At 69.9% G+C, this 25491-nt stretch carries 25 protein-coding genes and 3 pseudogenes; 12 read left to right on the plus strand and 16 right to left on the minus strand.

Going from position 1 to position 25491, the window contains the following annotated elements; genetic code table 11:
- Window positions 1-58: 58 nt before the first annotated feature.
- Complete coding sequence (locus OHB56_RS19550; RefSeq protein WP_042168913.1) at window positions 59-541, minus strand: CarD family transcriptional regulator; 483 nt, start codon at window positions 539-541, stop codon at window positions 59-61.
- Window positions 542-1322: 781 nt separating this feature from the next.
- On the opposite strand from OHB56_RS19550, the gene OHB56_RS19555 reads away from it, so the two are divergent.
- Complete coding sequence (locus OHB56_RS19555) at window positions 1323-1988, plus strand: DUF461 domain-containing protein (RefSeq protein ID WP_406354713.1); 666 nt, start codon at window positions 1323-1325, stop codon at window positions 1986-1988.
- Window positions 1989-2204: 216 nt separating this feature from the next.
- On the opposite strand, the gene OHB56_RS19560 is transcribed toward OHB56_RS19555, so the two are convergent.
- Together OHB56_RS19560 and OHB56_RS19565 are read right to left on the minus strand one after the other, a co-directional pair.
- The gene (locus tag OHB56_RS19560; protein ID WP_042168908.1) at window positions 2205-2885 is read right to left on the minus strand and encodes a response regulator transcription factor; all 681 of its coding nucleotides are present in this window, start codon (window positions 2883-2885) and stop codon (window positions 2205-2207) included.
- Entirely contained in the window at window positions 2882-4234 is a 1353-nt protein-coding gene (locus OHB56_RS19565) for an ATP-binding protein (protein WP_326753446.1), read from the minus strand. Before OHB56_RS19565 ends, OHB56_RS19560 begins: the two co-directional genes overlap by 4 nt.
- A 268-nt stretch (window positions 4235-4502) precedes the next feature.
- Here OHB56_RS19565 and phoU point away from each other — a divergent pair, with 268 nt between their 5' ends.
- The 3 genes from phoU to OHB56_RS19580 all read left to right on the plus strand — a co-directional run bounded on the left by phoU (window position 4503) and on the right by OHB56_RS19580 (window position 5980).
- Window positions 4503-5201: a phosphate signaling complex protein PhoU gene (gene phoU, locus OHB56_RS19570; RefSeq protein WP_326757057.1), complete on the plus strand. Its 699-nt coding sequence runs from the start codon at window positions 4503-4505 to the stop codon at window positions 5199-5201.
- Window positions 5202-5323: 122 nt separating this feature from the next.
- The gene (locus tag OHB56_RS19575; RefSeq protein WP_326753447.1) at window positions 5324-5488 is read left to right on the plus strand and encodes a hypothetical protein; all 165 of its coding nucleotides are present in this window, start codon (window positions 5324-5326) and stop codon (window positions 5486-5488) included.
- Window positions 5489-5728: 240 nt separating this feature from the next.
- Complete coding sequence (locus tag OHB56_RS19580; RefSeq protein ID WP_326753448.1) at window positions 5729-5980, plus strand: SCO4226 family nickel-binding protein; 252 nt, start codon at window positions 5729-5731, stop codon at window positions 5978-5980.
- A gap of 3 nt (window positions 5981-5983) precedes the next feature.
- Here the strand turns inward: OHB56_RS19580 and OHB56_RS19585 are convergent, their stop codons facing one another.
- Window positions 5984-7357: an MDR family MFS transporter gene (locus OHB56_RS19585; RefSeq protein ID WP_406354715.1), complete on the minus strand. Its 1374-nt coding sequence runs from the start codon at window positions 7355-7357 to the stop codon at window positions 5984-5986.
- A gap of 165 nt (window positions 7358-7522) precedes the next feature.
- Here OHB56_RS19585 and OHB56_RS19590 point away from each other — a divergent pair, with 165 nt between their 5' ends.
- Window positions 7523-8284, plus strand: coding sequence for a phosphoglyceromutase (locus OHB56_RS19590; RefSeq protein WP_326753450.1), 762 nt, complete (start codon window positions 7523-7525; stop codon window positions 8282-8284).
- 69 nt (window positions 8285-8353) lie between these two features.
- Here OHB56_RS19590 and OHB56_RS19595 read toward each other — a convergent pair whose 3' ends face one another.
- Together OHB56_RS19595 and OHB56_RS19600 are read right to left on the minus strand one after the other, a co-directional pair.
- A complete protein-coding gene (locus tag OHB56_RS19595; RefSeq protein WP_406354716.1) occupies window positions 8354-8545 on the minus strand; it encodes a hypothetical protein in 192 nt (63 codons plus the stop codon).
- Between the two features lie 20 nt (window positions 8546-8565).
- Window positions 8566-8781, minus strand: a pseudogene (locus OHB56_RS19600) (sigma-70 family RNA polymerase sigma factor); the annotation flags it as partial.
- Between the two features lie 166 nt (window positions 8782-8947).
- Between OHB56_RS19600 and OHB56_RS19605 the strand changes: the two are divergent.
- Window positions 8948-10189: a hypothetical protein gene (locus OHB56_RS19605; RefSeq protein ID WP_406354717.1), complete on the plus strand. Its 1242-nt coding sequence runs from the start codon at window positions 8948-8950 to the stop codon at window positions 10187-10189.
- A 308-nt stretch (window positions 10190-10497) separates the two neighbouring features.
- Here OHB56_RS19605 and OHB56_RS19610 read toward each other — a convergent pair whose 3' ends face one another.
- Both OHB56_RS19610 and OHB56_RS19615 read right to left on the minus strand, forming a co-directional pair.
- On the minus strand, window positions 10498-10830 hold the full coding sequence (locus tag OHB56_RS19610; RefSeq protein WP_326753455.1) for a hypothetical protein: 333 nt from the start codon (window positions 10828-10830) through the stop codon (window positions 10498-10500).
- A 211-nt stretch (window positions 10831-11041) separates the two neighbouring features.
- Window positions 11042-11527, minus strand: coding sequence for a DUF5959 family protein (locus OHB56_RS19615; protein ID WP_326753456.1), 486 nt, complete (start codon window positions 11525-11527; stop codon window positions 11042-11044).
- 592 nt (window positions 11528-12119) lie between these two features.
- Here OHB56_RS19615 and OHB56_RS19620 point away from each other — a divergent pair.
- Entirely contained in the window at window positions 12120-13217 is a 1098-nt protein-coding gene (locus tag OHB56_RS19620) for a hypothetical protein (RefSeq protein ID WP_406354718.1), read from the plus strand.
- A gap of 618 nt (window positions 13218-13835) precedes the next feature.
- Window positions 13836-14152: pseudogene (locus OHB56_RS19625) on the plus strand (IS701 family transposase); the annotation flags it as partial.
- 233 nt (window positions 14153-14385) lie between these two features.
- On the opposite strand, the gene OHB56_RS19630 reads toward OHB56_RS19625, so the two are convergent.
- Complete coding sequence (locus tag OHB56_RS19630) at window positions 14386-14757, minus strand: winged helix-turn-helix domain-containing protein (RefSeq protein WP_406354719.1); 372 nt, start codon at window positions 14755-14757, stop codon at window positions 14386-14388.
- Entirely contained in the window at window positions 14754-15524 is a 771-nt protein-coding gene (locus tag OHB56_RS19635; protein WP_406354720.1) for a hypothetical protein, read from the minus strand. The genes OHB56_RS19630 and OHB56_RS19635 overlap by 4 nt, the downstream gene beginning before the upstream one ends.
- A gap of 200 nt (window positions 15525-15724) precedes the next feature.
- On the opposite strand from OHB56_RS19635, the pseudogene OHB56_RS19640 reads away from it, so the two are divergent.
- A pseudogene (locus tag OHB56_RS19640) lies at window positions 15725-16186 on the plus strand (DNA polymerase III); the annotation flags it as partial.
- 76 nt (window positions 16187-16262) lie between these two features.
- Here the strand turns inward: OHB56_RS19640 and OHB56_RS19645 are convergent.
- The 3 genes from OHB56_RS19645 to OHB56_RS19655 form a co-directional block, all read right to left on the minus strand.
- Window positions 16263-16994 (minus strand): ferritin-like domain-containing protein, encoded by a 732-nt coding sequence (locus tag OHB56_RS19645; protein ID WP_406354722.1) that lies wholly within the window; start codon window positions 16992-16994, stop codon window positions 16263-16265.
- Between the two features lie 285 nt (window positions 16995-17279).
- On the minus strand, window positions 17280-18845 hold the full coding sequence (locus tag OHB56_RS19650) for a hypothetical protein (protein ID WP_406354724.1): 1566 nt from the start codon (window positions 18843-18845) through the stop codon (window positions 17280-17282).
- A gap of 176 nt (window positions 18846-19021) precedes the next feature.
- A complete protein-coding gene (locus OHB56_RS19655; protein ID WP_406354726.1) occupies window positions 19022-20479 on the minus strand; it encodes an FG-GAP-like repeat-containing protein in 1458 nt (485 codons plus the stop codon).
- A gap of 287 nt (window positions 20480-20766) precedes the next feature.
- On the opposite strand from OHB56_RS19655, the gene OHB56_RS19660 reads away from it, so the two are divergent.
- Complete coding sequence (locus tag OHB56_RS19660; RefSeq protein WP_406354727.1) at window positions 20767-20889, plus strand: hypothetical protein; 123 nt, start codon at window positions 20767-20769, stop codon at window positions 20887-20889.
- A gap of 97 nt (window positions 20890-20986) precedes the next feature.
- On the opposite strand, the gene OHB56_RS19665 is transcribed toward OHB56_RS19660, so the two are convergent.
- Window positions 20987-21313, minus strand: coding sequence for a plasmid stabilization protein (locus OHB56_RS19665; RefSeq protein WP_406354729.1), 327 nt, complete (start codon window positions 21311-21313; stop codon window positions 20987-20989).
- A gap of 163 nt (window positions 21314-21476) precedes the next feature.
- Complete coding sequence (locus OHB56_RS19670) at window positions 21477-22631, minus strand: aromatic acid exporter family protein (RefSeq protein WP_406354730.1); 1155 nt, start codon at window positions 22629-22631, stop codon at window positions 21477-21479.
- A 217-nt stretch (window positions 22632-22848) separates the two neighbouring features.
- Between OHB56_RS19670 and OHB56_RS19675 the strand changes: the two genes are divergently transcribed.
- Window positions 22849-23994, plus strand: coding sequence for a YihY/virulence factor BrkB family protein (locus OHB56_RS19675; RefSeq protein WP_406354731.1), 1146 nt, complete (start codon window positions 22849-22851; stop codon window positions 23992-23994).
- Between the two features lie 205 nt (window positions 23995-24199).
- Here OHB56_RS19675 and OHB56_RS19680 read toward each other — a convergent pair whose 3' ends face one another.
- Window positions 24200-24667 (minus strand): DUF2000 domain-containing protein, encoded by a 468-nt coding sequence (locus tag OHB56_RS19680; protein ID WP_326753466.1) that lies wholly within the window; start codon window positions 24665-24667, stop codon window positions 24200-24202.
- On the opposite strand from OHB56_RS19680, the gene OHB56_RS19685 reads away from it, so the two are divergent.
- The gene (locus OHB56_RS19685; RefSeq protein ID WP_406354733.1) at window positions 24666-25481 is read left to right on the plus strand and encodes an AraC family transcriptional regulator; all 816 of its coding nucleotides are present in this window, start codon (window positions 24666-24668) and stop codon (window positions 25479-25481) included. The genes OHB56_RS19680 and OHB56_RS19685 overlap by 2 nt on opposite strands.
- Window positions 25482-25491: the final 10 nt, after the last annotated feature.

The following is a 25491-nucleotide window of genomic DNA, read 5'->3' on the forward strand; positions in this document are numbered from 1 at the left end:
TACCGAGCACCGGGCGACGAAGCTCCGTGCGTGCCCCGCCTGCTGCCTTTCCCCCGCCTCAGGAGGCGAGGACCTCGTCGAGGAGAGCTTCGGCCTTGTCCTCGTTGGTCTTCTCCGCGAGGGCGAGTTCGCTGACCAGGATCTGGCGCGCCTTGGCGAGCATGCGCTTCTCACCGGCGGAGAGTCCGCGCTCACGCTCACGACGCCACAGGTCACGCACGACTTCCGCGACCTTGATGACGTCGCCCGAGGCGAGCTTCTCCAGGTTTGCCTTGTACCGGCGGGACCAGTTCGTGGGCTCCTCGGCATACGGTGCGCGCAGCACCTCGAAGACCCGGTCCAGCCCGTCCTGACCGACCACATCACGCACGCCGACGAACTCCGCATTGTCCGCTGGCACACGTACCGTCAGGTCACCCTGGGCGACCTTCAGCACCAAGTAGGTCTTGTCCACGCCTTTGATCTGGCGAGTTTCGATAGCCTCGATCAGCGCGGCCCCGTGATGGGGATAGACCACGGTGTCGCCAACCTTGAACGTCATGTGACAGGTACCCCTTCCGTGGCTATCCAGGGTAACACGGATACAGCGCGTTCTGAATGGCGTTTTCGCAGGTCAGGGCCATTCTCGGGGCTTGACAACAGCATCGGGAACGTGCTTCGACCACCGAACGGAAGCAGGTATTCGCAGGTCGGAGGGGCTCTCCGGGGCAAGCGAAACGCGTACGTTACACGTATCCGGAGCCCCTCGAAGACGCCCATACGTCCCCATATGTCTGACCCCAAGTGCTCGACTTCCGCTACTCCGTTCGGTGCGTGCGGCCGGGTTCCGGCCGAATCCGGAATTGATCACGAGTCCTCCCGGGACACGCCGACGGTGATCCATTTCCGGACCGCCCGCCGCATTTTCCGGCCCTGCCCCGCATTCCTTCACGGAATACGCGCCACGCCGGGGCGAGGACGCCTCCGGCCGTACTTATGCGAATGCCGGAGGAGTACCCGGACGGAGTAACCCGCACGTCACTCGTACGAGCGGCCGACGGGCATCACTCTCCCTTGCTCACAGGGCTCACGGGCTCACGCTCGGGCATCGTGCTCCGGTGACCGCACGCAGGCCGAAAAGCCTTCACCGTCCACCCCGGACAGCACCCGCGCATGCCATCCGGGGTGAACAGTGGAGGCCCCAGGGAGGGTCGGGTGCGGACGCGCGGGAGCGGCTCGATAACCTGAGGCCGCTGGCAGACACCCACTGACAGCGACTGACAGACACTCAGGGCGGCTGACCGGTCGCCACCGCTCGCACGAGTCAAGGAGTTGCCGCCGCCGTGAGCAGCAGCCTTCGACGCGGGGCCATCGCCGCCGCCGCCATCGCGTTCTCGATCGCCTCGCTCTCCGCGTGCGCGGCCGGCAACAACGCCCAGACCCTGCAGATCAAGCCGGACAACGCCGCGACGACCGTCGACGACATCTCGGTCCAGAACGCCATCGTCGTCACCCAGCCGGACCTCGAGTCCACGGGCCCGGCCGTCGTCTCCGCGACCCTGTTCAACAAGGGCCGCACCGACCAGACGCTGGAGTCGATCACCCTCCCCGGCACCGGCAAGACCGTCGAGCTGACCCCCGCCGAGGGCGGCAACCTGACCGTTCCGGCCGGCGGCCGTCTCATCCTCGGCGGCAAGGGCAACGCTTCGGCGGTGGTGCCCAGCAGCCGTGAGTCCGTCCAGGACGGCAACGCCCAGCCGGTCACCTTCACCTTCAGCGAGACCGGTGACGTGAGCCTGCGCGCGTTCGTCTACCCGGCCGAGAGCTTCTTCACCGAATGGGGCCCGAGCGACATCCCGACCGCGCCGGAGGCCTCGACCGAGCCGGCGGCGGAGGCGTCCACCGAGGCCACCGGTGACGCCACGGGCTCACCGGACGCCTCCGCGACCGACGAAGCCGGGAGCACCCCGACCGACGCCGCCTCGGCCAGCCAGCCGGCCGGTAACTGAACGGCGGCGACAGCGACAGCACTCGTACGCGCGGCTGTGTCGTCACGTAGCCGTACAGCCGCGTCCACGCACTGATACGACGGTGGGCGGGCCCCCTGCGCAGGGGGCCCGCCCACCGTCGTATCAGTGGCTGTGCCGGTCACTGCCGGCCGAGGCCGGTCATCGGGTGCCGGGTGCCGGGTGCCGGGTGATGGTGGCCCGGCATCCGGGGCCCGTCTACGGCTCGAACTTGTAGCCGAGCCCGCGGACCGTCACCAGGTAGCGCGGTGCGCCCGGGTCCGGCTCGATCTTGGCGCGCAGCCGCTTGACGTGGACGTCGAGGGTCTTGGTGTCGCCCACGTAGTCGGCGCCCCAGACCCGGTCGATGAGCTGCATCCGGGTCAGCACGCGTCCGGCGTTGCGCAGCAGCATCTCCAGCAGGTCGAACTCCTTCAGGGGCAGGTCGACCTTGGTGCCGCTCACGGTGACCACGTGCCGGTCGACGTCCATGCGGACGGGACCGGCCTCCAGGGCGGCGGGGGCGACCTCCTCGGGCTCGCCCCTGCGGCGCAGCACGGCGCGGATACGGGCGACCAGTTCGCGTGAGGAGAACGGCTTGGTGACGTAGTCGTCGGCCCCTATTTCCAGGCCGACCACCTTGTCGATCTCGCTGTCCTTGGCGGTCACCATGATGACGGGGACGTTGGAGCGGCCGCGCAGCTGACGGCACACCTCGGTGCCCGGCAGGCCGGGCAGCATCAGGTCGAGGAGGACGAGGTCGGCGCCGTTGCGCTCGAACTCGTCGAGGCCGTCGGGGCCGGTGGCCGCGACGGCGACCTCGAAGCCCTCCTTGCGGAGCATGTACGACAGGGCGTCGGAGAAGGACTCCTCGTCCTCGACGACGAGCACTCGGGTCACGGAAGGACCTCCGGGGAGGGAAGCGTTTCGTACGCGGATGGATCGGGGGAATGGGGGGCGCCGGCGGTCCGTCCGGCCTCGGCGTCGAGGCTTTCGGGTTCGTCCTGGTGGGACGGCCGGGGTGCGCGGTCGCGGGTGGGGGCCGCGGCGGCCTCGGGAAGCCGCAGGGTGAAGGTGGAGCCCTGGCCTTCGGCGCTCCACACGGTGACTTCCCCGCCGTGCGAGGCGGCCACGTGCTTCACGATCGCCAGGCCGAGACCCGTACCGCCCGTGGCACGGGAGCGGGCCGGGTCGACACGGTAGAAGCGCTCGAAGACGCGCTCCTTCTCCTTCTCCGAGATGCCGATGCCCTGGTCGGTCACGGCGATCTCGATCATGTCCCCGCCCGGCCGGGCGACCCTGCGGGCCGCTATGCCGACGCGGGTGCGGGCGGGTGAGTAGTTGACGGCGTTCTCAACGAGGTTGCCGAGGGCGGCGGCGAGCTGGCCGCGGTTGCCCCAGATGCGGAGGTCGCCGGTGGTGGTCGATTCCGCCTTGTGTCCGGTGTCGCCCTGCTCCACTCCTTCGGGCGTCCACACGTTCGAGGCCATGGTGATCTGCTTGGCGCCCGCCGCGTGCCGGCAGCGGCCGACGGCCTCGGCGACGAGTTCTTCCACGCGGACGGGTTCGGCGTCCTCGAGCGGGTCGTCGTTCTGGACCCGGGAGAGGTCGATGAGTTCCTGCACCAGGTTGGTGAGGCGGACGGCCTCGCCCTGCATGCGGCCGGCGAAGCGCTCCACGGCCTGCGGGTCGTCGGAGGCGTCCATGACGGCTTCGGAGAGCAGGGAGAGCGCGCCGACCGGGGTCTTCAGTTCATGGCTGACGTTGGCGACGAAGTCACGCCGTACCGCTTCTATGCGGCGGGCCTCGGTGAGGTCCTCCACGAGCAGCAGGACGAGCCGGGAGCCGAGGGGGGCCACCCGGGCGGAGACGGCGAGGGCCTCGCCGCGTCCGGTGCCGCGGCGGGGCAGGTCCAGTTCGACCTGGCGTATCTCGCCGTCGCGCCGGGTGTCGCGGGCCATCTGCAGCATGGGGTCCACGGCGAGCTTGCCGCCGCGGACCAGCCCGAGGGCGTACGCGGCGGAGCTGGCCTTGACCACGCCGTCCGCCTCGTCCAGGACGACGGCGGAGGAGCGCAGGACGGACAGCACGGTGTCCACGCCCGGCGGGAGCACCGGGTCCGTGTGCAGCGAGGAACGCGTGGGACGCCTCTGTTCGCGCTCGCTGAAACGGAACGCCAGCATGGCGATGACGCCGGTGAGTACTCCGGCGATCGCTGCCACTGCGGCGACCGCCGCGTTCACGTCCATGTGTCCAGGTTAGGCATGCGCCGACCGGTGGCCACAGCCATGGGACGACAAGCTCGAACACTCGTCGCCCAGAGTTCACCTCGGAGCCAGGGATGATTCATGTAGGGGGCCGGATCCGGACGCGTGGAGAACGGAACGTGGGAACGTGGGTTTCGCACCCTCGGTCGCGCGGGGTTCGCGCCGTCGGATGCGTGGCGGGGTACATGCCCCGAGAACCTGCGGGGGCCCCGGCTCCCGAAACCCCTTCGAACGCATGAGAGGAACCCTGATGCGGGACGCGTACCACGAGGAACTGGATTCGATCGGCGACGGTCTGGTGGAGATGGCCCGACTGGTCGGGTCGGCGATCGGGCGCGCCACGACCGCGATCCTCGACGCCGATCTGAAGCTGGCCGAGCACGTGATCGAGGGCGACCAGAAGGTCGACGAGCTCCAGCACGACCTGGAGGCCCTGGCCATAGCCCTGCTGGCGCGCCAGCAGCCGGTGGCGACCGATCTGCGGATCGTCGTCACGTCGCTGCGGATGTCGGCCGACCTGGAGCGCTCCGGCGACCTGGCCCAGCATGTGGCGAAGCTCGCCCGGCTGCGGTACCCGGAGCGTGCCGTGCCGAGCGACCTGCACGCGACCATCCTGGAGATGGGGCAGCTCGCCCAGCGCCTGATGGCCAAGGCGGCCGAGGTGATCATCACCAAGGACGTCGACCTGGCGCTCCAGCTGGAGCAGGACGACGACGAGATGGACCTGCTGCACCGCACCCTCTTCCAGCACCTGATGGACGACCGCTGGAAGCACGGCATCGAGACGGCCGTCGACGTGACGCTGCTGGGCCGCTACTACGAGCGGTACGCCGACCACGCGGTCTCGGTCGCCAAGCGGGTGGTCTACCTGGTCACGGGCGAGCACGCGGACGAGATCCAGCCGGACATCCAGCCCGACATCCAGGCGGCGCCGGGGGCGGATGCCTGACCGGACCGAGCGGGAATCGGCCAGGGGCATGTGCGAGTCCCAATGCGCCGTCGATGCGCCGTTGATGCGCCCGGTGGCGCGGGCATCCAATGGGCACAGGCACCAGTCTCGAGGAGGGACCCATGGCCGATTCTCCCGGCTCCACCGGCACGACGCCCGATCCCGCGCGGGAGCGCGAGACCGAGCAGCCGGCCGATATCAGAAGTCTGCCCCTGATCGCCGCGTGCGGCTGCGGCTCGGGCTGCGGCTGCGGCTGCCAGTCGGGCGGCTCCTGCCAGTGCGGCTGATCCCGTCCGCTCACCGCTCCGTACACGCCGAGGGCCCCGGTGGTCGTCGTGACGACGGCACTCGTTGCCGCCGCCGTCCGGCCGCCGGGGCCCTCGGCGTGCCTCACGGGCGGCGCGGGCGCAGCATGGGAAGTACCCAGACCCGAAGCAGACGCGTACGCCCGAAGGAAGGTCCGTGCGGTTCGCACGACCGGACAAAGGCGCGTACGGCCGGCTGAAGCCGGAAGGAGGTGCGAGGCCATGGCGCAGTACATGGATATCCACCACAACATGCGCGGCATCACGGCGGACCAGCTGGAACAGGCCCACGCGGCCGACCTCGCGATTCAGCAGGAGGAAGGCGTCCACTTCCAGCAGGCGTGGGCGGACCCGGAGTCCGGCACGGTCTACTGCCTCTCGGAGGCGCCCTCCGCCGAGGCGGTCCAGCGCATCCACGAACGCACCGGCCACCAGGCCGACGAGATCCACCCGGTGCCGTTCTCGGTGCGGTGAGCCTCAGGGGGCGCCGACCTCCGACCGTCCCTCTCCCCCACGCCCCGGCACCACGGCCTCCTCCTCGCTCGCGTCCGCTCCGGCGGCGACCACCGGCGCCCCCTTTACGGGGGCGGGGACGGGGACGGCGTCGGTGGCAGGAACTGGAGCCGGGGCCGGGGCGGCGAGGGTGGAGGTCCCGGACGGCAGCCGCCGCATCAGCAGCGCGTATCCGAGTCCCGCCACTGTGCCGACGACGGCGCACATGCCCCACAGCCACTCCGCCCCGTACCGGTCGATGACGAGTCCCGACATCAGCGGGGCGACGAGCGCGGCGACGGCCCAGGACATGGTGTACATGCCCTGGTAGCGCCCGCGCCCGTGGGCCGGCGACAACTGGACGACGAGTCCGGTCTGGGTGGGCGCGTTGACGATCTCGGCGAGCGTCCACACGCAGACGGTGAGGGCGAAGACCCCGACCGACCCGGCGAAGGCGGTCAGGCCGAAGCCGTACCCGGCGAGCAGCGCGGAGAGCACCAGCAGGCGGCCGGGGTCGCGGTGCTCGATGAACCGGGTGACCGGGATCTGCAGGACGACGATGAGGACGCCGTTGACCGCGATGGCCATGCCGTAGTCGGCCGGGGTGAACCCGGCCGCACCCATCGCGACGGGCAGTCCGACGGCCCCCTGCTGGAAGATCAGCGCGACGAGGAAGGACAGCCCGACGACGCCCATGAACCGCCCGTCGCGGAGCACCGTCCCGAGCCCGACGGAGTCCTCGCGCGCCTCCCCCTCGACCTGGACGGGCTTCGACTCGGGGAGCTTCACGAAGACGACGATCGCGCAGGCCATCGTCATCACCGCCTCGAGGAGGAACCCGGCGGCGTAGCTGTGCTCGGCGATGAACCCGGCGGCCGTGGTGGAGACGGCGAAGCCGAGGTTGATCGCCCAGTAATTGAGGGAGAAGGCGCGGATGCGGTCCTCGGGCCGGACGATGTCGGCCATCATCGCCTGGACGGCGGGCCGGGAGGCGTTGGAGGCCATCCCGACGAGGAAGGCGACGCCGGCGATGGCGACGGGGTCGCGCACGAAGCCGAGCAGGGCGACGGTCACCGCGGTGGACGCCTGCGCCACCAGCAGGGTGGGCCGCCGCCCGAGCCGGTCGGTCATCACGCCGGCGCCCAGGGACGACAGCACCCCGCCGAGGCCGTGCAGGGCGGCGACCAGACCGGCGTAGGTGGCGGAGTAGCCGCGGTCGAGGGTGAGGTAGAGCGCCATGAAGGTGGCGACGAAGCCACCGAGCCGGTTGACGAGGGTGCTCGTCCACAGCCACCAGAAGGCAGGTGGCAGTCCGGACACGGTCTCCCGCACCGCACGCCCGGTACGCCCGATGGACACCACGAAGACCCCCCGAATGTAAGCACCTGAACCGGCAGGCACACATTACGAAGGCCGTCGAAGGGTCCACCACTCGATTAACAGATCCCGTCAACCCGTCGAGCCCGCTCCTCACCCACCGGACAGGGGCGCGGCCCGCTCGGGGCTTCGATTACGCTCGGAGCCATGGCCGACGCACCGTACAAGCTGATCCTCCTCCGCCACGGCGAGAGCGAATGGAACGCGAAGAACCTGTTCACCGGTTGGGTGGACGTCAACCTCACCGAGAAGGGCGAGAAGGAGGCAGTCCGCGGCGGTGAGCTGCTGAAGGACGCCGGCCTGCTGCCCGACGTACTGCACACGTCGCTCCAGAAGCGCGCCATCCGCACCGCCCAGCTCGCGCTGGAGTCCGCCGACCGCCTGTGGATCCCCGTGAACCGCAGCTGGCGCCTGAACGAGCGCCACTACGGCGCCCTCCAGGGCAAGGACAAGGCGCAGACCCTCGCGGAGTTCGGCGAGGAGCAGTTCATGCTGTGGCGCCGCTCCTACGACACCCCGCCGCCCCCGCTGGACACCGACGACGAGTACTCCCAGTTCGACGACCCGCGCTACGCCACCCTCCCGCCGGAGCTGCGCCCGCGCACGGAGTGCCTCAAGGACGTCGTCGTCCGCATGCTGCCGTACTGGTTCGACAACATCGTCCCCGACCTCCTGACCGGCCGCACGGTCCTGGTCGCCGCCCACGGCAACAGCCTGCGCGCCCTGGTCAAGCACCTCGACGGCGTCTCCGACGCCGACATCGCGGGCCTGAACATCCCGACGGGCATCCCCCTGTCCTACGAGCTCGACGCCGACTTCAAGCCGCTCAACCCCGGCGGCACCTACCTCGACCCGGACGCCGCGGCGGCGGCCATCGAGGCGGTCAAGAACCAGGGCAAGAAGAAGTAAGCCGACACCAGTAAGCCCCCGGCCTGCGCTTTCCTGGCAGGTCAGGGGCTTTTTGGTGGGGCTGGGCCGTCAGTTGCCCGGCCCAGTCGTCAGACGCCAGCGGGGTGCGGGACCGGACTGCTCGCGCGCCTCGGCGAGCTGATGGCCACGCGCCTCGGCGAGGAGCCGACGAGACTCCGCCTCCACCTCGGCCGGCTCCACACCGGCCGCGTACAGCTCCTGCTCCAGAACCTCCCAGTCCTGCGCAGCCTTCTTGGGCATGGCTACTCCCAATCCTCGTCGCCGGTGCGGCGATCCACTACCGTCCAGGGCCCGTCTTCCGCCCGCTCCCAGCGCAGTACGGGATCCTGCGCGTACGCCTCCCCCATCTCTTGGTACATGCGCGGACCGCAGACCACGACCAGGCCGTTCCGGTTGAGGTCGATCTCGCCCCTCACCGGCACGTGCTCCGAGGTGACGTCGAGCCCGTACGACCTTGCCAGGTCTTCCAGCCGCTTGATGGGAGCCGGGGTGAGTGGTGGATCGAGGTGGGTGCCGCCAGGATGAGGCCCGGACAGCACCTCTGGTGCCCTGGACCGCCTCACCGGTCGGCGCCGACCGGTGGCAGACTTCCGATCTGCCGCACCGGCGCGAGGGGCGTCCGGGGGCAGGGAGGTGTGGTCTGTGCGCGGGCGGATGCATGACGCGGTGTGGGGGACGGTGCGGGTGGTACTGGCCGTCGTGCTGCTGGGGGCGGCGTGGCAGCTGGCACGGGGCGCGGAGCGTGATCGCTCTGTCGACCTCGACTTCCCACGCCTGGAGATACACGACGCTCAGGGGCGGGACACGGGCAGTCTGAAGGTGTGCGGGGACCGGTACCAGGAGCCGTTCTGCCTGCGGGCGGAGCATGTGGCGGTGGACGAGGTACTGCTGAAGCTGAACAAGAAGAGCGGGGCCCGCTACCAGTTCGAGTTCGGCCGGTCCGGCGGGCGCACGCTGGCCCTCAAGCTGGACATCCGCTACGCGGACCAGGACCTTGTCGAAGCCGCCGGCAGGAACGGAAAGGCAACCCTGTACTGGTGGCGCGATTCGGTGCGACTGCTGGAGGTGTCGGCGGGCAGTGAACAGCGGATGCTGCGCACAGCGCACTACCCGGGCCGGGAGTTCGTACTCCCCGCCGCATTCGGGGCGGTCCTCGCCGGGATGGGCGCGGCGTTCCTGTGGTCGGGGCTGTGGCGGATCGTGCGTGGGGGCGCGTCCCGGTTGAACTGGCCGTGGCAGACGACGGTGCCGGGGGTGACCCTCACCCTGGCAGGGCTGGGTGGGGCCCTCGGCGCGATGTTCGCGGTGCGTTCGCCCTGGACGATGGCGTGGACCGCGGGTGTCGTGGGTGCGGTGAGCGCGGTGGGCATGGCCTGCTGGGCGTACCGGTTGGTGCGGCGCACGCTGCCGGCACTGGAGCGGATGGAGCCCGTCGCGCCGGTGGCCGAGCGCCACTTCCTGGGCACCGTGTGGGGTCCGGGCCCGTGGCAGATGCTGTCGATGGGGTGGCTGCGGGCCGGCCCGCAGGGACTTGCCGCCGTACCCGGACCGGCCACGGGTACCGGCAGCTTCGGGGTGCGGCCTTTCCCCGGGGCTCTGCGCCTGGTCCGGGTGCGGCCACCGCACCGGGACGACCCGCTGCGGCTGCGGTTCGGCCGCTACCGGCGTACGGACGGGGCGGAGGAGGCACAAATCGCGCTCATCGCCGAGTGCGAGACCCTGGGCGGACCGGTTCCCGGCGCGCGAGTACTGATCGGCGCGGGCAGCGAGGACCTGCCTCACGTGCTCGGCGCACTGTCTACTGCCCCGCCGTCCCCGCTTTCCGTGCCCTCCGCCCCCGGCCAAGACAGCCAGGACGGCCAGACGCGTCGTAGGCGGCAGTGAACGTGGGGCCGACTCCCGTCGGGGCTGGGAGAAATCGGGGAGAAGATCCTCTCCCCGATGCCCACAGGGACCGAGCTAGACCGAGTCGGGCGGCTGACACCAACGGCTGACACCAACAGGTGTGGACAGCGTCGACCAACGCCGACTGGCAACGGACGATCAGCCAAGGACACCGGCCGGTTGGCCGACGTTGCCGACGCCCGATGATCGACCTGATAAGGATGCGGCCACAGGTTCAAGTCCCGCCGCCGGGATGGTCATCCTCAGCCGGTCGACGAGAGCACGGTGCTCATCTGGCCGTGCGCCCCTCACATACAGGCGATGCAGCTTGTGAGGTCGGCTGAGAGGAACACCGTGAACCTGCGATCAGGTGCCGAGACAGTGGCGAGATGTGTCTCGGCCTCACCGGCGGCCCGCAGGTGGGCGACAGCCTCGGCGAGCCCCGGCCGCGGCATGACGCCTGTGTCGAGCATCACTTCCAAGCGCCAGGACCAGACGTCCCAGTACCTATGTACCGATTGCGCCCGATGCCCGTCGGAGAGCCATGTGAAGTCGGCGCCGGCCAGGAGGCGGGCTCGCGCCTCCTGGGCTGCATCGCAATCACTCAGGGTCAATGCTGCAGCCAGTTGCTCACGTGTCATGACGTTCAGCCTCCCGTGCCCCTTGCGTGCCTGATTGGCCGGGGACGAGGGGGAACCACGGGGAACGGGAGTGACAGCACCGATCCCCCACAGGTCAGCGTTTCAGCAAGCCAGGCATCGCCCGCATACGCGGTCTTCCAAACTGGTGCCGGGACACTCGACGTGAAGTATTCGAGAGCGCCCGTACGCACAGCGGCACGGCGCATCCTGGCTATGGATGTCGCTTTCGGTTCGGACTCCACTCGTAGACACCGAAGGAGGGTTCTACGACCTCGCGGGGCCAGCGTCGACGAACCTCGTCCAAACGGCGACGCTGATCATCTATCCAGCCCTCTTCGAGGGCCACGGGCACTGTCACTGTCGCCATAGAACCCGGTACGTCGTCAACGATGACCTCGGGGCAGCCACGCTCTCCTTCAAGTTGGACACTGATCTCGGGCGCGCGACCTCCCATCCATCTGATGTCCTGACCCGCCGCCAACGAGTCGAGAGCTGATTCCCATTCGACCAGGTCGCTAGGCAAGAGCCAAACTTTCAGTTGCCCACTGACGAACCCGGTCGTTACCAGGACGTTCGCAATCAGGGTGTCATGGCCTGTCAGCACCCCCGGCATATCCCGTCCGGTCACCTGCACGACGACGCTATTGCCCTCGTCGTCGGCGAGGCGAATCAGGTCTACGGCTTCTAGCCCGGTCATGTTCCCTCATTCTTGGCACCATCCACCTCCGCGGCCTCGGAGCGGCCCAACGCACGACAGGCTAGCTCCGACCGCCGACACCGACTTCTGTGTCCCCTCCCGCCGCCGGCTCAGTTTTCATCTCATTCGCCGGCGTCCAAACCCGTATATCCCAGTACCGCACCATGATGGGCCAGGCCCGTTGAATGAACAGGGACGGAGTGAGCTTGCCCCGAGGTGCGGAGGGCGTTAACAGCAAGTGCAGGTCTGCGGGGCCGTCTTGGGGCCGTCCGAGGGCAGCCGAAAGCGACCAACGTTGACAACCGTCGACAGCTAAGCCGCAGGTCACAACGTTTCAGCAAGCCAGGCATCGCCGTTGGCCGCTCAGGAGGCCACAGGTCAGCGAGGCCCCCGCGTCACTTCTTCGGCTGCTGATCGCGCTCGATGAAGTGTGACTCGCCCCCTTGAGACTCCGCCGACCTTTCGCGTAGGTCCTCTGGGCCGGGGCCCCGACCGGCGGCGATCACGGAGCCAAGCTGAGCTGTGTGAGGATGCACGGAAGATGACCGGCCCTGGGGTGGGACCGGGTATGTGAGAAGGGCGGGGGCCCATCGTGGGCAAGGGTGGGGAGTCCATACCGGACGAAGAGTGGGAGCGCTTCCTTCGTGAAGCCGAGGCGGGGACCAAGGGCGCGCCCGAGGAGCCGTCGGCGCGGGCCCGGATGGTGGGGCGGCGGCTGCGGGAGGAGACCGGCCGGCCGGAGCCGTGGCGGAGTCACCAACCGGCCCGGCGGCAGGGAGGTAAGGGCTGGTACGCGGTCGGTCTGCTGGTTGCGGTCGCCCTGCTGGTCGTGGCGCTGGATCCAGGGCGGGTGGCTGGATGGTTCGGAGGCGGAGGCGGCGAGAATGCGCCGCTCGCCGTGGAGTCGAAGCGTCCGGATCAACCGCCGCCGACGGAAGCGGCAGCCCAACATCCGACTCTGGAGCAGCCGTTCAGGGGGTCGCCTGCGGCGCAGTGGGGTGACGGGACGGCTGGGATCGGCCTGCCCGAGGCACGGGCGACCGGGTGGATGAGCAAGGGGCAGGTCGCGCAGGCGCTCGAGAAGACCCGGGACTTCCTCGCCGCGTCCAGTCTGGATCCTGGTGTGCTGCGCGGGGAGCGGCCGAGGAAGGCGATCGCGTTGATCAATCCTCATCAGCAGGATGTCCAGGACTACCTGGCGACCGCGTTCCGTGCGCCCGGCCGGGAGAACGATCCTCTGCTGCTGTTCAGCCGGTTCGAGAACACGAAGGTCCGGCTCGTCGGGGAGGTGGTCAAGACACGAGGGCGGATCACGTACCGAGAAGGCAAGCGCGGTGCGGTCGAGGTGACCACCGATGTCACCTACGTATATCCGGCCGTACGCGCCGCAGCGGGAAGCGACGAAGTCGCGCGCACCATCGTGCGCCGCGAGGTCGTGATGAGTTGGGACGACCCGGCGAAGGTCGTCGTCGATCCGGGTACGTTCTCCCTCGTCTCCTACAAGGTGGACACCACCAACGGCGGCTGCGACACCTTCACCGGTTACCTCACCCCCGAGTTCGGCGCAGAGCGCGCGGCCTCGCGCCCGGGAGACGGCCCCGAGGTCGACCCGTACGACCGGAGCACGTCGATGGAAACGCGCATGCGGGAGGCCGGCGATGCGGGGTGCGGGACGGCCACACGGTCGTGAACGGCAGCTGCGGGGAATCAGAACTGCACGGTCGGGAGCCTCAAGCATCGCGGGTCGGTGAGTGTCTGACTGCGTGACGACACCCACGCACACCGGCGGACAGGCGCGGACGCCTGTGGACCATCGCAGCAGGTGACAGGCACGGCAGCCCGAGGCCGGGCACCCACCCAAGTTGCTTCGGGACGAAGAGGTCTTCGCCTCCTCCATCCCCAGGGGCGCCCGCCCCGGCACCAGAGCGGGCGCCGTAACGCGCCTTACGCCGTCAGTGACGTAGAGCCGCCTCAGCCGGCCGCGCCGCTCCTCCGGACGATGAGTACCACCAGGCTGCGGGCGTGGTTGCAGATGGCTCGGCAGTGATCCGTGAGGGTGACCGCCGGGGAAGTCTCCATTTCCCCACAGGGACCGTTCGGGCTGGACCCGAGGACCGGCAGGCCCGGTCCACCGACCAGATCGGGCACGAGGGATGCGAGGTCGAACACGAGCCTCTCCATGGCATGAGGCATGCGTCGGGTTCTGATCGGCAGCCGGGCCCGGCGCACAACAAGCAGACTGCCCAAGGAAGTTCGGCGAGTGTCACTCGCATTTATCTGCAAGATAAAAAGCGGCGGAGCCCTGACTCTGGCAGGACTGGACGAGCACCAAGTACGTCGCTGGGACTCTTGGCACCGCTGGGTCACCCTGGCCCTGCTCGCGCACGCCTCCTCGCCGTCACCGCCGCCCTCGAACGCCGCGACCAGGCCCCGGCCGACGACGGAGCCGGCCCCGGCGGACTGATCCCGCTCACCAGTGACGAGATCCAGCGCCTGTTCACCACGCTGATCGCCCGGCCCGCCCGCGGCCCTGTCCACCTCCTGTGCTGGTCGACCTGGCGCAGACGCCACCAGGCTCGCGCCCGCTACAGCCACTACCGCCGCCAAGCAGCCCTTCAACCATGAAGATCACGAACTACGGCTGGAGCACTGAAGCGGTGTCATCGCAGCGAGTCGGGCCGCAGCGCCTTGGCGAGGGTCTTCCGCGTGCGGTCGCGACTGCCGGGCATGAGGTGGACATACGCCTTCAGCGTGAGCCTCGGCTCGGTGTGCCCCAGATGTACTCGCTGACGGCTACGACGTTCTCCCGGTGTCCATCCAGCAGGACCCACACCTGGAAGTGCCTCGGCAAGCGGTGTTCACGTGCCGGGCGGGCCGGGAGCGGGGCGGGGACCTTCCAGGCGGAGGACGAGTGCGCGCAGGGCGCGGAGTTCGGCGTCCAGTGCCTGCGCGCCTTCGCGGGTCAGGGCGATCCACGTCCGTGGGCGCCGGCCGACGTAGCCCTTCTCCACGGTGATCAGGTGCGATTCCTCGAGCACTTTCAGGTGCCGGGAGAGGTTTCCGTCCGTGGCGGCCAGCTGCTTCTTCAGGAAGCCGAACTCGACCCGGTCGGCTTCCCTGGCGATGGTGAGAATGCCGAGTCGCACACGCTGATGGACGGTGTCGTCCAGAGACTGGGTCGGGTGGAGCCCTTCCTGGTCATCCCACGCAGCGGCCGGCCCGACACTCATGAGGCAACCGTACTCGCCTCGGCGTGACCGGACGCGGCTCGACGACGTGCCAGCGCCCACTCGGCCAGGCCGGCGAGAAGCAGGACGGCAGCGAGCAGGAGCGCCTTGGTCTGCGGTCCGTCGGACCAGCCCGGGTGGGCGGGGTGCCGCAAGGGAAGCCATCCACTGCCCCAGGAGGCACCGAGGTAGCCGGTGAGCAACAGGGCATGAGCGGCGCCGGCGCCTGCCGCGATCCAGCTCCGTTCGACCACCCCGAGAGCGACGAGCCCGATACCGACCAGGTACCACGGGGAGACGTAGCTGTTCTCCCACACCACGAGCTCCCACGCCTGGTTCCTGCCGAACAGGAGCGCCGACAGGGCGGCCGTGATCACTGCGGTGGCCAGGGCGGTCGCGCGGATCCACACGCCGCGGCGGGGGACGATGCCTCGGGACTCGCCACGCAGGCGGTACCAGCGGGCGAAGGCGAACCAGGCCAGGGGGAGGAGGGCGAACCACGGCCCCCAGGCCACGAAGCGCAGGACGGCACCGTCGAACTCGCCCCTCAGGCAAGGGGTTCCCTGTTCATGGACGACGCACAGGCCGATCAACTCTGCGTAGGCGAAGGCCGGATAGGACATGACGTTGCGACCGTGGGCGCCGAAATTGAAGGCGTAGCGGGCAACCGGAGCAGCCGCCAGCGCGAGAAGTCCGAAGCCGAGAAGAGCGGCCCACGAGCCGTTCATCTGCGCGCGGGTCCTGGCCCGCAGACCTTCCGTGGCCGCCAACAGGGCTGCAACCTGCGCTCTCGGTTCGGATCTCGCGCTGCTCAGTGACGGTGTTCCCACGGTGTCCCCCTTGTGGTCGCGCTTCGGGAGCGCGGGGAAGCGGGCGACCGGCCGGTCGCCCACCGGAATACTTTGCATAACAAAGTACACTGCGATCAAGAGTTATTCATCGGGTCACCGCACCGGCGCAGGCGGCCGCCCTGGCGGGACGTCGGGTGCTGGTGCTCGGTGGCACCCATGCCGATGCCGTGGCAGCTCGTACCCGCGTCGTCGAGCTGGGCGGGTCCGCGGCGGTCAACCTGTCCGCCGGCGTCACCGATCTCGTGCTCCTGCCGGAAGGGGAGGGCGACCGGCGCATGAGGCGCATCACCGCCCTCGGGCTCCCGGTGCACGACCTGCACTGGCTCACCTCTCCGACCGCGACGGACCAGAACGTGGTGGCTCTCCGGCCCCAGGAGCCGCACGTGATGCCGAGGGGCGGCGTCGTCGACCTGCCCATGCCGCACGGCGGACCCGCGCCGGAGTGGTACGACACCGCCGGCTGGGCCCCGCGGTCCGACTGCGAGATCGACGCCGTCGCCTTCCTCCTCGACAAGGACGATCAGTTCGCCTCAACGGCATTGCATTCAGGCGGCCTTGAGCGGCCGAGCGCACATGTCCGGCAACCACCGAGGCTCCAGAACGCCCAAAGGACCGAACCTTTGAAGAAGGGGGCGGGAAGCGGTGGGCTGTCCGTCGTCAGTCCGCGCCGGTCCATGCATCCGGGCGGGGCGCGAGCACCGCGGAGACGACCGCGCCGGACGAGGCCACCACCTCAGCCACGAATCGCAGGCGTCCGATGCCGAGTCGTCGCAGCCCCGGACCGTGGTCGGCGGCGACGGCGAGGGAGACCGCGAGCAGGAGGAGTCGCCACAGGGCCATCACCGGGCGGCGCGTCGCTCGGGGCAGCTCCGCCATGGAGGCGTGCAGCCGCTCGCAGTGGAACGGGACGTGGCGCTGCTCGTCGGACAGGATCCGCCCCGCCACATCCGAAGTGAGCGAGTCGTCGGTGCCGTCGCGCAGGGCCCGGTAATAACGCAGCGCCACCACTTCCGCGATCATCAGCACCAGCAGTTCCATGCGCAGGCCCATGAGACGCCGCAGCCGTACGAAGACCGTGTCGCTCCAGTGACCGGTAAACGTCGGTATGTGCCCCGCAGCCAGCAACTGGGCAAGCAGACGGGCGTGGTTCTGTTCCTCGGCGACGAAGAGCCGGACTGCCCGTGCGTAGTCGCCGTCGCCGGCCTCGTCCGCTTTGCCGATGAGGTTGGCGCCGTCACCGTCCTCGCCGACCTGGAAGCGCTGGATGCCGGCCCACACCGCCGGATGCAGCGTCGCGCCTTGCCCCCAGTCCGGGTCTCCCTGGACGCGCCTGCGCTCGCGCTCGTCCTCGAACCGCCTTGTCCATGTGGCGAAGCCGCCCGTGTGCACTCGGTCTCCCCTCCCCGGGGCGCGACCACCGTGCCCCGAAGAGGGACGACGACGGCGGACACCGAACCGTTCCACCGCCGCCCGGCACCGCGCACTTCACCGCTTCACCGCTTCACCCGCGCCCCGTGCGAGATGCCGACAGCCTCTGATTTCGGTCCTCGGCACTTCGTACCGGCGACAAAGACGTCCGGTGCCTCATGAAGCGAGCAGCCCGGGTGATCCGCGGTGTCTTGGCACGGCATCGGCCGACCCCCCGGGTGGAGGGCCGGCCGATGCCGTGTGCTTCTAGCGGACGTCGATGTAGTCCTCCCGTCCGTAGTCCGCGTAGTGGGTGCTCGGGGTGTCGACGTAGCGGATCTGCCAGGTGCCGTCCTGCTGGGCGGTGAACTTCTTGCTGAAGGTGCCGTTGGACAGGGTCTTGGTGGTGCCCAGCTTCTTCCAGGTGGCGCCCTTGGCGGAGGCCTTGAAGTAGATGCGGACCGTCTGGCCGGAGAACGACTTCCAGGAGGAGCCGGACTTCTGGATCAGGCTGCCCTTGGCCGTGAGCGTCTTGCCCTTGCGCACGCCCTCGGGCGTGAGGTCGTCGTCGACGAGCTGGGTGGTCTTGCGGCCGAGCTTGAAGGACGTGCTGCTCAGGTCCGCGCCCGTGTGGCGCAGCCGCCAGTAGCTGCTGGTCGAGGCCTTCTTGGCCGGGGACTGGGTGAAGGTGGCGCCGTACTTCGCGGTGAAGGTACCGACGTTCGACCAGGTCTTGTTGTCCGTGGAGTGCTCCATGGCGACGAGGGCCGTCGTCCCCGCGGGGTACGAGTCCTCCGTGACGCCCAGCTTGCCGGTGAAGGTGACCTTCCGGTCCTTGTCCGCACTGGCCTTCAGCGACGTGAACTTGCTCGTCCGCGGAGCCTTGGCGACCTCGAAGGAGTGCGCCGTGGTGTTGAACCAGCCCCATTCGCTGGGCGCGATCTTCACCGTGCCGGCCTGCTTGACGGTGTACCGGCCCGAGAAGGTCCCGTCCTTGCGGGTCGGCAGGATGTTCTTGCCGCCGATCGTGATGCCATGGCGGAGCACCGGCTTTTCCGTACCGTCGTCGGCGATACGGGTGAGCTTGCCCCGCACGGGAACCTCGCTGCCGTAAGGGGCATTGACGGTGCCGAGGGGGGCGTCCACCTTCAGCTTCAGTTCCTGCTTGCGGAACGGCAGGGTGAGTGTCTCGCGCTCCGACCTGAAGCTGTACTCGTGCCGGGTGTCGGTGCTGTCCTCGAAGAAGTGGAGGGTATCGGTGAAGCGCCCCTCGTCGTTCGTCCACAGCCAGCCGCCCCCACCGGGCGTCGCGCGGTGGTAGAGCCCGGCTCCTGCGAACGGCTTGACCTCGTGCGTGTTCGGGTCCTTGGCCACTAGGGTGCCGGACACGGTGATGAGGTGGTTGTCGTACGAGATCCACTGACGGTCGCTGGTGACCGTCAAGCGGGGGGCGAGTCCGTAGGTGAGTTCGCCGTTGTCACGGTGGACGAGTTCGTCCGCCTGGCCTTCTCTGACCACGACGTCCATGGTGTAGACGCCCATCTCGGGGAGCGTGACCGGCTCGCTCAGGAACTCCATGTCCCAGCAGTCGCTCTCGGGGGCGCACCGGTCGGCGATCCGGACAGTGTCGAGGATCTGGTCGCCGCCCTTCTTCCGGATGCGAATGCTGACGTCCTCGGGACGCACATGGTCGTCGTAGGACTCGTAGACGGCGTGGATCTTGCCGTCCTTCTCCTGCGTCGAGGTGCGCGACTTGAGTCTGACGTCGGCCGCCTGCGCGGCCGGCGCGGTGATCAGCGTGGAGGCGAAGACCGCGAGGGCCGTCGTACCCACCGCTGCCGTGATTTTTCTCAATGCTTCCCCACCAGGTCTGTTCTGGTTGATCCACCGGCCGGCTCTCTGCCTTTTCCGCCGGATCAATGGTTGTGTATGCGGGTTTTGTGGGGGGGGTGAAGCCCTCTGCCTGCGGTTTCCTCCGTCGGCGGAGGGCTTCTGTTCGGCTGCCCGGGTCAGTGGGGGAAGGGGCCGCCGAGCGTCTTGTACGTCAGCTTGAGGGACTTCACCGTGAACGACTTCGAACCGGTGCCGGTGATGCCGGACTTGGAGCCCTTCAGCAGGTGGACCAGGCCCCAGCGGGTGTTGTCGAGCTGGTCGTTCGTGTCGACGACCAGGTCGGCACGGCCGTCGCGGGTGTAGTCGGTGAGCTTGAGGCTCTGGCCGAAGTAGTCGTCCTTCTCGACGGCTCCCCCGACACCGGACGTGTTCTGGTGGTACGCCTTGGCCCCGGTGCCGGACAAGCCGCCCTTGCGGCCGAGCAGGACCGTGACCATGCCGCCATCACGCTTGCCCTCCAGGTCCTCCCCAGGGGCGCCGACGGCGAGGTCCGCGTAGCCGTCGCCGTTGACGTCGCCCGCGGCGACGGCGGCACCGAAGCCGTCCCCCTTCTCCGAGGAGCCCGGCACGCCCGCCGTGTTCTGCGTGAACTTCACCGGCTTGCGGGCAGCGTTCGGACCGGAGGAGCCGCCGTAGTGGACCGTGACGTAGCCCTTCCCGCCGTCCGGCTGCTCGTAGCCGCGCCCGATGGCGAGGTCGCCGTAGCCATCCTTGTCGAAGTCGCCGATGGCGGTGATGGAGCCGCCGCCCACCTGGTGGCCGCCGTCGTCCGGTACGCGGGTCTCGCTCGCGCGCCGGGCGAAGTCGGCGCCGCCGCGGTGGAAGTAGGCCCGCAGGTCCACGTCGTCGTCACCGCCCTGGAGATCGCTGCCGAGGATGTACAGGTCGGTGGCACCGTCGGCCGTGACCCGGCCCGCCGCCAACTGGGACGCGCTCAGGTAGCCGTAGCTCTTGCCGAGGGACTGCCAGCCGCTCTTCCCGCCCTTACGGGTGAAAGGGCCCTTGAGCAGGACCGCGCCGGCCCGGCTGCTGCTGATCGCGACGAGATCCTGGTCGCCGTCACCGTCGAAGTCACCCGCGACGACGTCCAGGCCGAACTGGTCGCCCGAGTACGCGTTCTCCGGTGCGATGGGCGAGTGGAAGACGGTGCCGGAGCCGAGCCCCTTCGATCCGCCCCAGACGACGGTCAGGCCTCCGCGCGTCTGGATCTCGCCGATCTTCTCGCCCGGTGAGGCGACGACCAGGTCCGCGTAACCGTCGCGGTCGAGGTCGGCGCTGGTCGCGGCCCACCCCCAGTCGTCCCCCTCCTCCACCGCACCCGGTATCCCGGGCGAGTTCTGGTGGAGGGTCTGCACGCGTGTGCCGGGGCCGGTCGACGTGCCGTAGACGACGGTGACCCGGCCGTCCTTGCCGTGCCTCCCGCCGAGCATGACGAAGTCGCGGTAGCCGTCGCCGTTGAAGTCGTCGGCGAGCTTGGCGGGGGCCGCGGCCGCCGTCGGTGCGACGAGGAGGGAGGTGCAGAGCGCCGCCGCGAGTGCCGTGACGGTGGCGAGGACGGTGCGTGAGGCGCGCATGGTTCTCCGTTGTCCGTGAAGTGCCCGAAGGACCTGACGTGCCCGACGTGCCCGTGGGGCGCTTGAACTGCGATCTTGGACTCGCACGGACGTCCAATGGTTGTACGCAGCACGGACGTGGACATGGACGCGGATACGGATGCGGCCGCCTTCGGCTCACGGCTCGTCGGCCGGCCGCGGGAACCGTGGCTTCGTTACGTCTGCTGCCCAGGGGTACCCGTGGGGCGCTGTTGGCTCGTGTTCGTGCAGCGGGCCGCCCGACCCCCGCCCCCGGCCTCGGAGCGAACGTGAAAGCACTGGACGAGCAGCGGGGCCGCGAGTGGGCGCACGACACCGGGCGTGCCATGGCCGACAACCTCTTCGGCGTCGCACGGGCCCTGACCGCGCACCCGTTGCCGGCCCCCGGCTGACGGCTGAGGTTCTCTCCCGGCCACAGGTAAGAGCGTGGCCCGCCGAGCGTGTGCCGTCCTCTCCCGGCTCCTCTCGGCGGGCCTCTCACGTCGCACGTCAGTGGTCGAGTGCGTTCTTCAGCTGCTTCTTGGTCATCGAGGAGCGGCCGTGGAGGTTGCGCTTCTTGGCCTCCTCGTACAGCTGGTCCTTGGTCGGGCCTTCCGCGCCGCTGTGCGAGCGCTGCCCGCCGCGCTGGGAGGCCGACTTCGGGTCCCGCAGGGAGGTCTTGCCGGCGGTCTTGGACTCGCCCGACCTGGCGCGTTCCTTGTTGACCGTCCGGGCCGCGATCTCCTCGGCCCGCTTCGACGACTCGCCACGGTCCTCGGCACTCTCCTTGATGTGTTCGTACTGACGTTCACGCTTGGAGCTGGATCCGGCCGGCATGGTGGTTCTCCCTCTCTCACGGTCTCGCGCGGACTCCCGTCCGGACTGCGGTCGGGTGGCGGGCCCCTCCAGCCAGTGGCGGGGCCGCTGGGATCGACGGGTTCCCCGGGACCCCACCCGGACACCCGGACGTCGTGCCCTCCCGCCCCGTCACTCGGCGGTGTCAGTCCTGCACGAGTTGATCGGCCAGGCGGTGCGCCTGGGCCAGCAGCGTCCCGTAGGTCGCCAGCGCGGCCGGGTCGTCAAGCACGGCTCCCGGCAGCCGTCGGCGGAAGTCGTCCAGGGTCCGGTGGAGTTCCTCGACCGCCTCGCGCAGCTGCTCCGCAGCGGAGTCGTCACTGCCGCTCGGGCCGAACCGGGTCCGGCCGTACAACCGGATGGCGCGCGCCGTATGGCGCAGGAACTCCGCGTAGGCACGGGTGAGCTCCGGGGCCGGCCGGTCCGCCTCCTCGCTGTCCGCCGTCTCCCACACGGTCCTGGTCACGCCCGCGATGTGCACGGCGACGTAGTCGAGCACCTCCACCGCGTCGGCGTACTTCTCCCCGGGCAGGGAGAGAGCCCGCTTGCGCCGCCCGAGCGGGTTGACGCGCATGCTTTCCCGGCCCCAGCCGATCGCCGATCGCGCCTGGTCGACCAGACGGCCCAGACGCAGCGCCCGCACATGCCAGTCCCCGGCCGCATGGGCGTCCCACTCTCCGGTGGCCAGCCCATCGGCCACCGCGCCCAGGAGTTCGTGCGCCTCACGGGCCGTGTCCTCCAGCGCGGCGCGGGCGTCCCGCAGGTACACCGGAGGCCGGATCAGCACGTTGACCGTCACTCCGACCGCCGCGCCGAAGACCGCCTCCAGGACGCGGGCGGCCGCCCCGGCGACGGTGACCTCGCCACCGGTCAGCACGAAAAGCGCGCCGGTGGCGGCGTAGACACCCTGGCTCCCCAGGCGCTGCCACTGTCCGAGGAGCAGCACCGCCGGAAGCACCAGAGCCATCGCGGCCATCGTGCTGTCCAGCAACAACGCCACCGCCGTCGCCAGCGCCGTACCCACCGCGATCGCCGCGAGCTGCTGCAGCCCGTGCGCGACCGACCGGTACACCGTCGACTCCACCAGCACCACCGCGACCCACGGCGCCACGAACGCCATCGGCGCCTCGAGCCACCAGCCCATCACCGCCCACGCCACCCAGGCGGCCAGCGCTCCCTTGCCCGCCTGCACCGCCAGATCCCGCTCACGGCCCGGTCCCTCCCAGGCCCGCCGCACCGCCGTGACGGCCGTTCCGGCCCAGCGCCGGGCAGCCCGGTTCGCCCTGTGCATCCACTCCATGGGACAGCAAGTGCCACACCAGGGACGAGACGCACCTACGGTTCCCGGAATCGAGGCCGGCCGGTACGGCCCGGCCCACGACGCCACCGGCGCGGAAGGCCGAGAGCACCGGAGGGGACATCGGAGAGACACGGAGCGGACACCGGAGCGGGATCCGAAAGGATTGACATGTCTCGCTTCCACGCATGAGCGACGGTGAGCCGGATACCCGCAGGGAATGGCGCGGACAGTGGGATGGCACGGAAAGCACGGCGGGCAGACCTCTGCCGAGAGCCGCGAGGACGAGGACAAGGGCGGCGAGGCCGAGGACCGGCAGGCCGGAGCCCTCCAGGCCGGGACGGGACGAGCCGGGACAGAGCGAGCCGGGACGGGGCGGGGCCCCGACGCCGGGCCCGACGAACAGGTGGAGGAGCGGGCGCCGGACAGCCCCACCGAGTTGCCCAAGCACTCCTGGAAAGCGGTCCTGAAAGGCACCCTGAAGGAGTTCCAGAGGGACGAGCTGACCGACCGGGCCGCGGCGCTGACCTACTACTCGATCCTGGCGCTGTTCCCCGCGCTGTTGGCGCTGGTGTCGCTGCTGGGGGTCGTCGGGCAGTCGGCCACGCAGTCGGTCCTGGACAGCATCCAGAAGCTCGCGCCGGGCCAGGCTCGGGAGGTGCTGCGCACCGCGGTGCAGCAGATGCAGGGCCAGAGCGGGATCGGCTCGATCGTGGCGATCGTGGGTCTGGTGCTGGCGGTGTGGTCGGCCTCGGGCTACGTCGCCGCGTTCATCCGCAGCGCCAACGCGGTCTACGACGTCCCCGAGGGCCGTCCGGTGTGGAAGGTGCTGCCGGTGCGGGTCGGCGTGACCGTGCTGCTGATGGTGATGGCGGTGATCAGTTCGCTGATCGTGGTCTTCACCGGCGGCCTGGCCCGGCAGGCCGGCGACGCGCTCGGGATCGGTGACGAGGCGCTGACCGTGTGGTCGATCGCGAAGTGGCCGGTGCTGGTTCTCCTGGTCACGCTGATGATCGCGGTCCTGTACTGGGCCACCCCGAACGCGAAGGTCCGCGGCTTCCGCTGGATCACGCTGGGCAGCTTCCTGGCCCTGATGATCTGGATGATCGCCTCGGCGGGGTTCGCGCTGTACGTGGCGAACTTCGGCTCCTACAACAAGACCTACGGAACCTTCGCCGGTGTGATCATTTTCCTGGTGTGGCTGTGGATCACCAACCTGGCCATCCTGCTCGGCCTGGAGTTCGACGCGGAGCTGGCCCGCCAGCGCGCCGTCGCCGGGGGCCATCCGCCCCACGAGGAGCCCTACGTGGAGCCGCGCGACACCCGGAAGTGGGACGAGGAGGACCGCCGCCGCCTCGATTCCTGACGGCCCGCCCTCATCGAAGGGGGGCGCCGCACCACCGTCGAGCCCACGCTGAGCACGGGCGTCCGCGCCCTCGTGACCGCGGCCCTCACCTGGATGCCGGCCCCTTGACCACCGGATGCAGGCGTGGGCCGCGGCCCGCGGACGGTCCGGAAAGACACCCGCCGCGTCAGAGGCGACGACCGCTCCGAGCCCCACCACGCCACGCTCACGGGTGCATGCGGGCTCCCTTGAGTACCTTGTCGACCGCGTTCCTCGGACCGTGGACGGCCAGGCCGACCAGGTCCAGGTCCGCCGTCGGCACCGCCCGTACCGCCGCGCGGTTGGCGTCGTCGTGGCCCGTGGCGAACAGGTCGCCGGTGAACAGCGCACGCGGCAGGGCACGGGACAGCGCGCGCGTGTGGGCCGCCGTCAGGGTTTCCTTGGCGCCCTCGAAGACCAGCACCGGCTGGCGGAACATCGGCAGATAGGCCACGCCGTCCGCGTCCTCGTAGGGCTCGCCGATCAGTTCGGGGACCTGGCTGCCCAGGCCGCTGACCAGGAACGCGGTGACGTTGAGGCGCTGCCAGGTTTCCAGGTCCTCGCGCAGCAGGACGGCGATCTTCGTGTCGAAGCGAGTGCTCATGCCCTGAGACTGCCGATCAGCGTACGTCCCCGTCTTGTACGTTGTTTGCATGGCCGCAGCGCGCGCGGATCGCCCCGAGCGGATCGTTTCCGCCTGGCGGCCCCGGGTTCCGGGGGTCGTCGAGGTGTTCCACGCCCGCTTCACCGAGTACGCCTATCCGATGCACGTCCACGACGCCTGGACGCTGCTCATCGTCGACGACGGCGCCGTGCGGTACGACCTGGACCGGCACGAGCACGGCACCCCGCACGACACCGTCTCCCTGCTGCCGCCGCACGTTCCGCACAACGGCGCTCCCGCCACCTCGGACGGCTTCCGCAAGCGGGTGCTGTACCTCGACGGGACGCACCTCGGGGACGAGTTGATCGGGGCCGCCGTCGACCGCCCCGACCTGCGTGACCCGCTGCTGCGGCACCGTGTCGGGCAGGTGCACGCGGCGCTCGTGGGGCCCGGTGACGAGTTCGAGGCGGAGAGCAGGCTGACGCTCGTCGGGGAGCGGCTGCGGACCCATCTGCGGTCCCGGGCCGGCGCACCGGAGCCCCTGCGGGATCCCGTCCTCGCGCGGCGGCTGCGGGAGTTGCTCGACGAGCGGGTCGTGGAAGGGCTCGGCCTGGCAGAGGCCGCGGGGCTGCTGGCCGCCCATCCCGCCCATCTCGTACGGGCGTTCAGCGGCGCCTACGGCATCGCCCCGCACCAGTACCTGACGTCCCGCCGGGTGGGGCGGGCCCGTCGGCTGCTGCTCGACGGCCGGGCGCCGAGCGAGGTCGCGGTGGCCACCGGTTTCTACGACCAGGCCCATCTCACGCGGCATTTCCGGAAACTGGTGGGGGTCACGCCCGGTCGCTACCGGGCCGACGGCCCGTAGGCCGCATCGC

Source organism: Streptomyces sp. NBC_01635 (assembly GCF_045209715.1).
GTDB lineage: Bacteria > Actinomycetota > Actinomycetes > Streptomycetales > Streptomycetaceae > Streptomyces > Streptomyces hirsutus.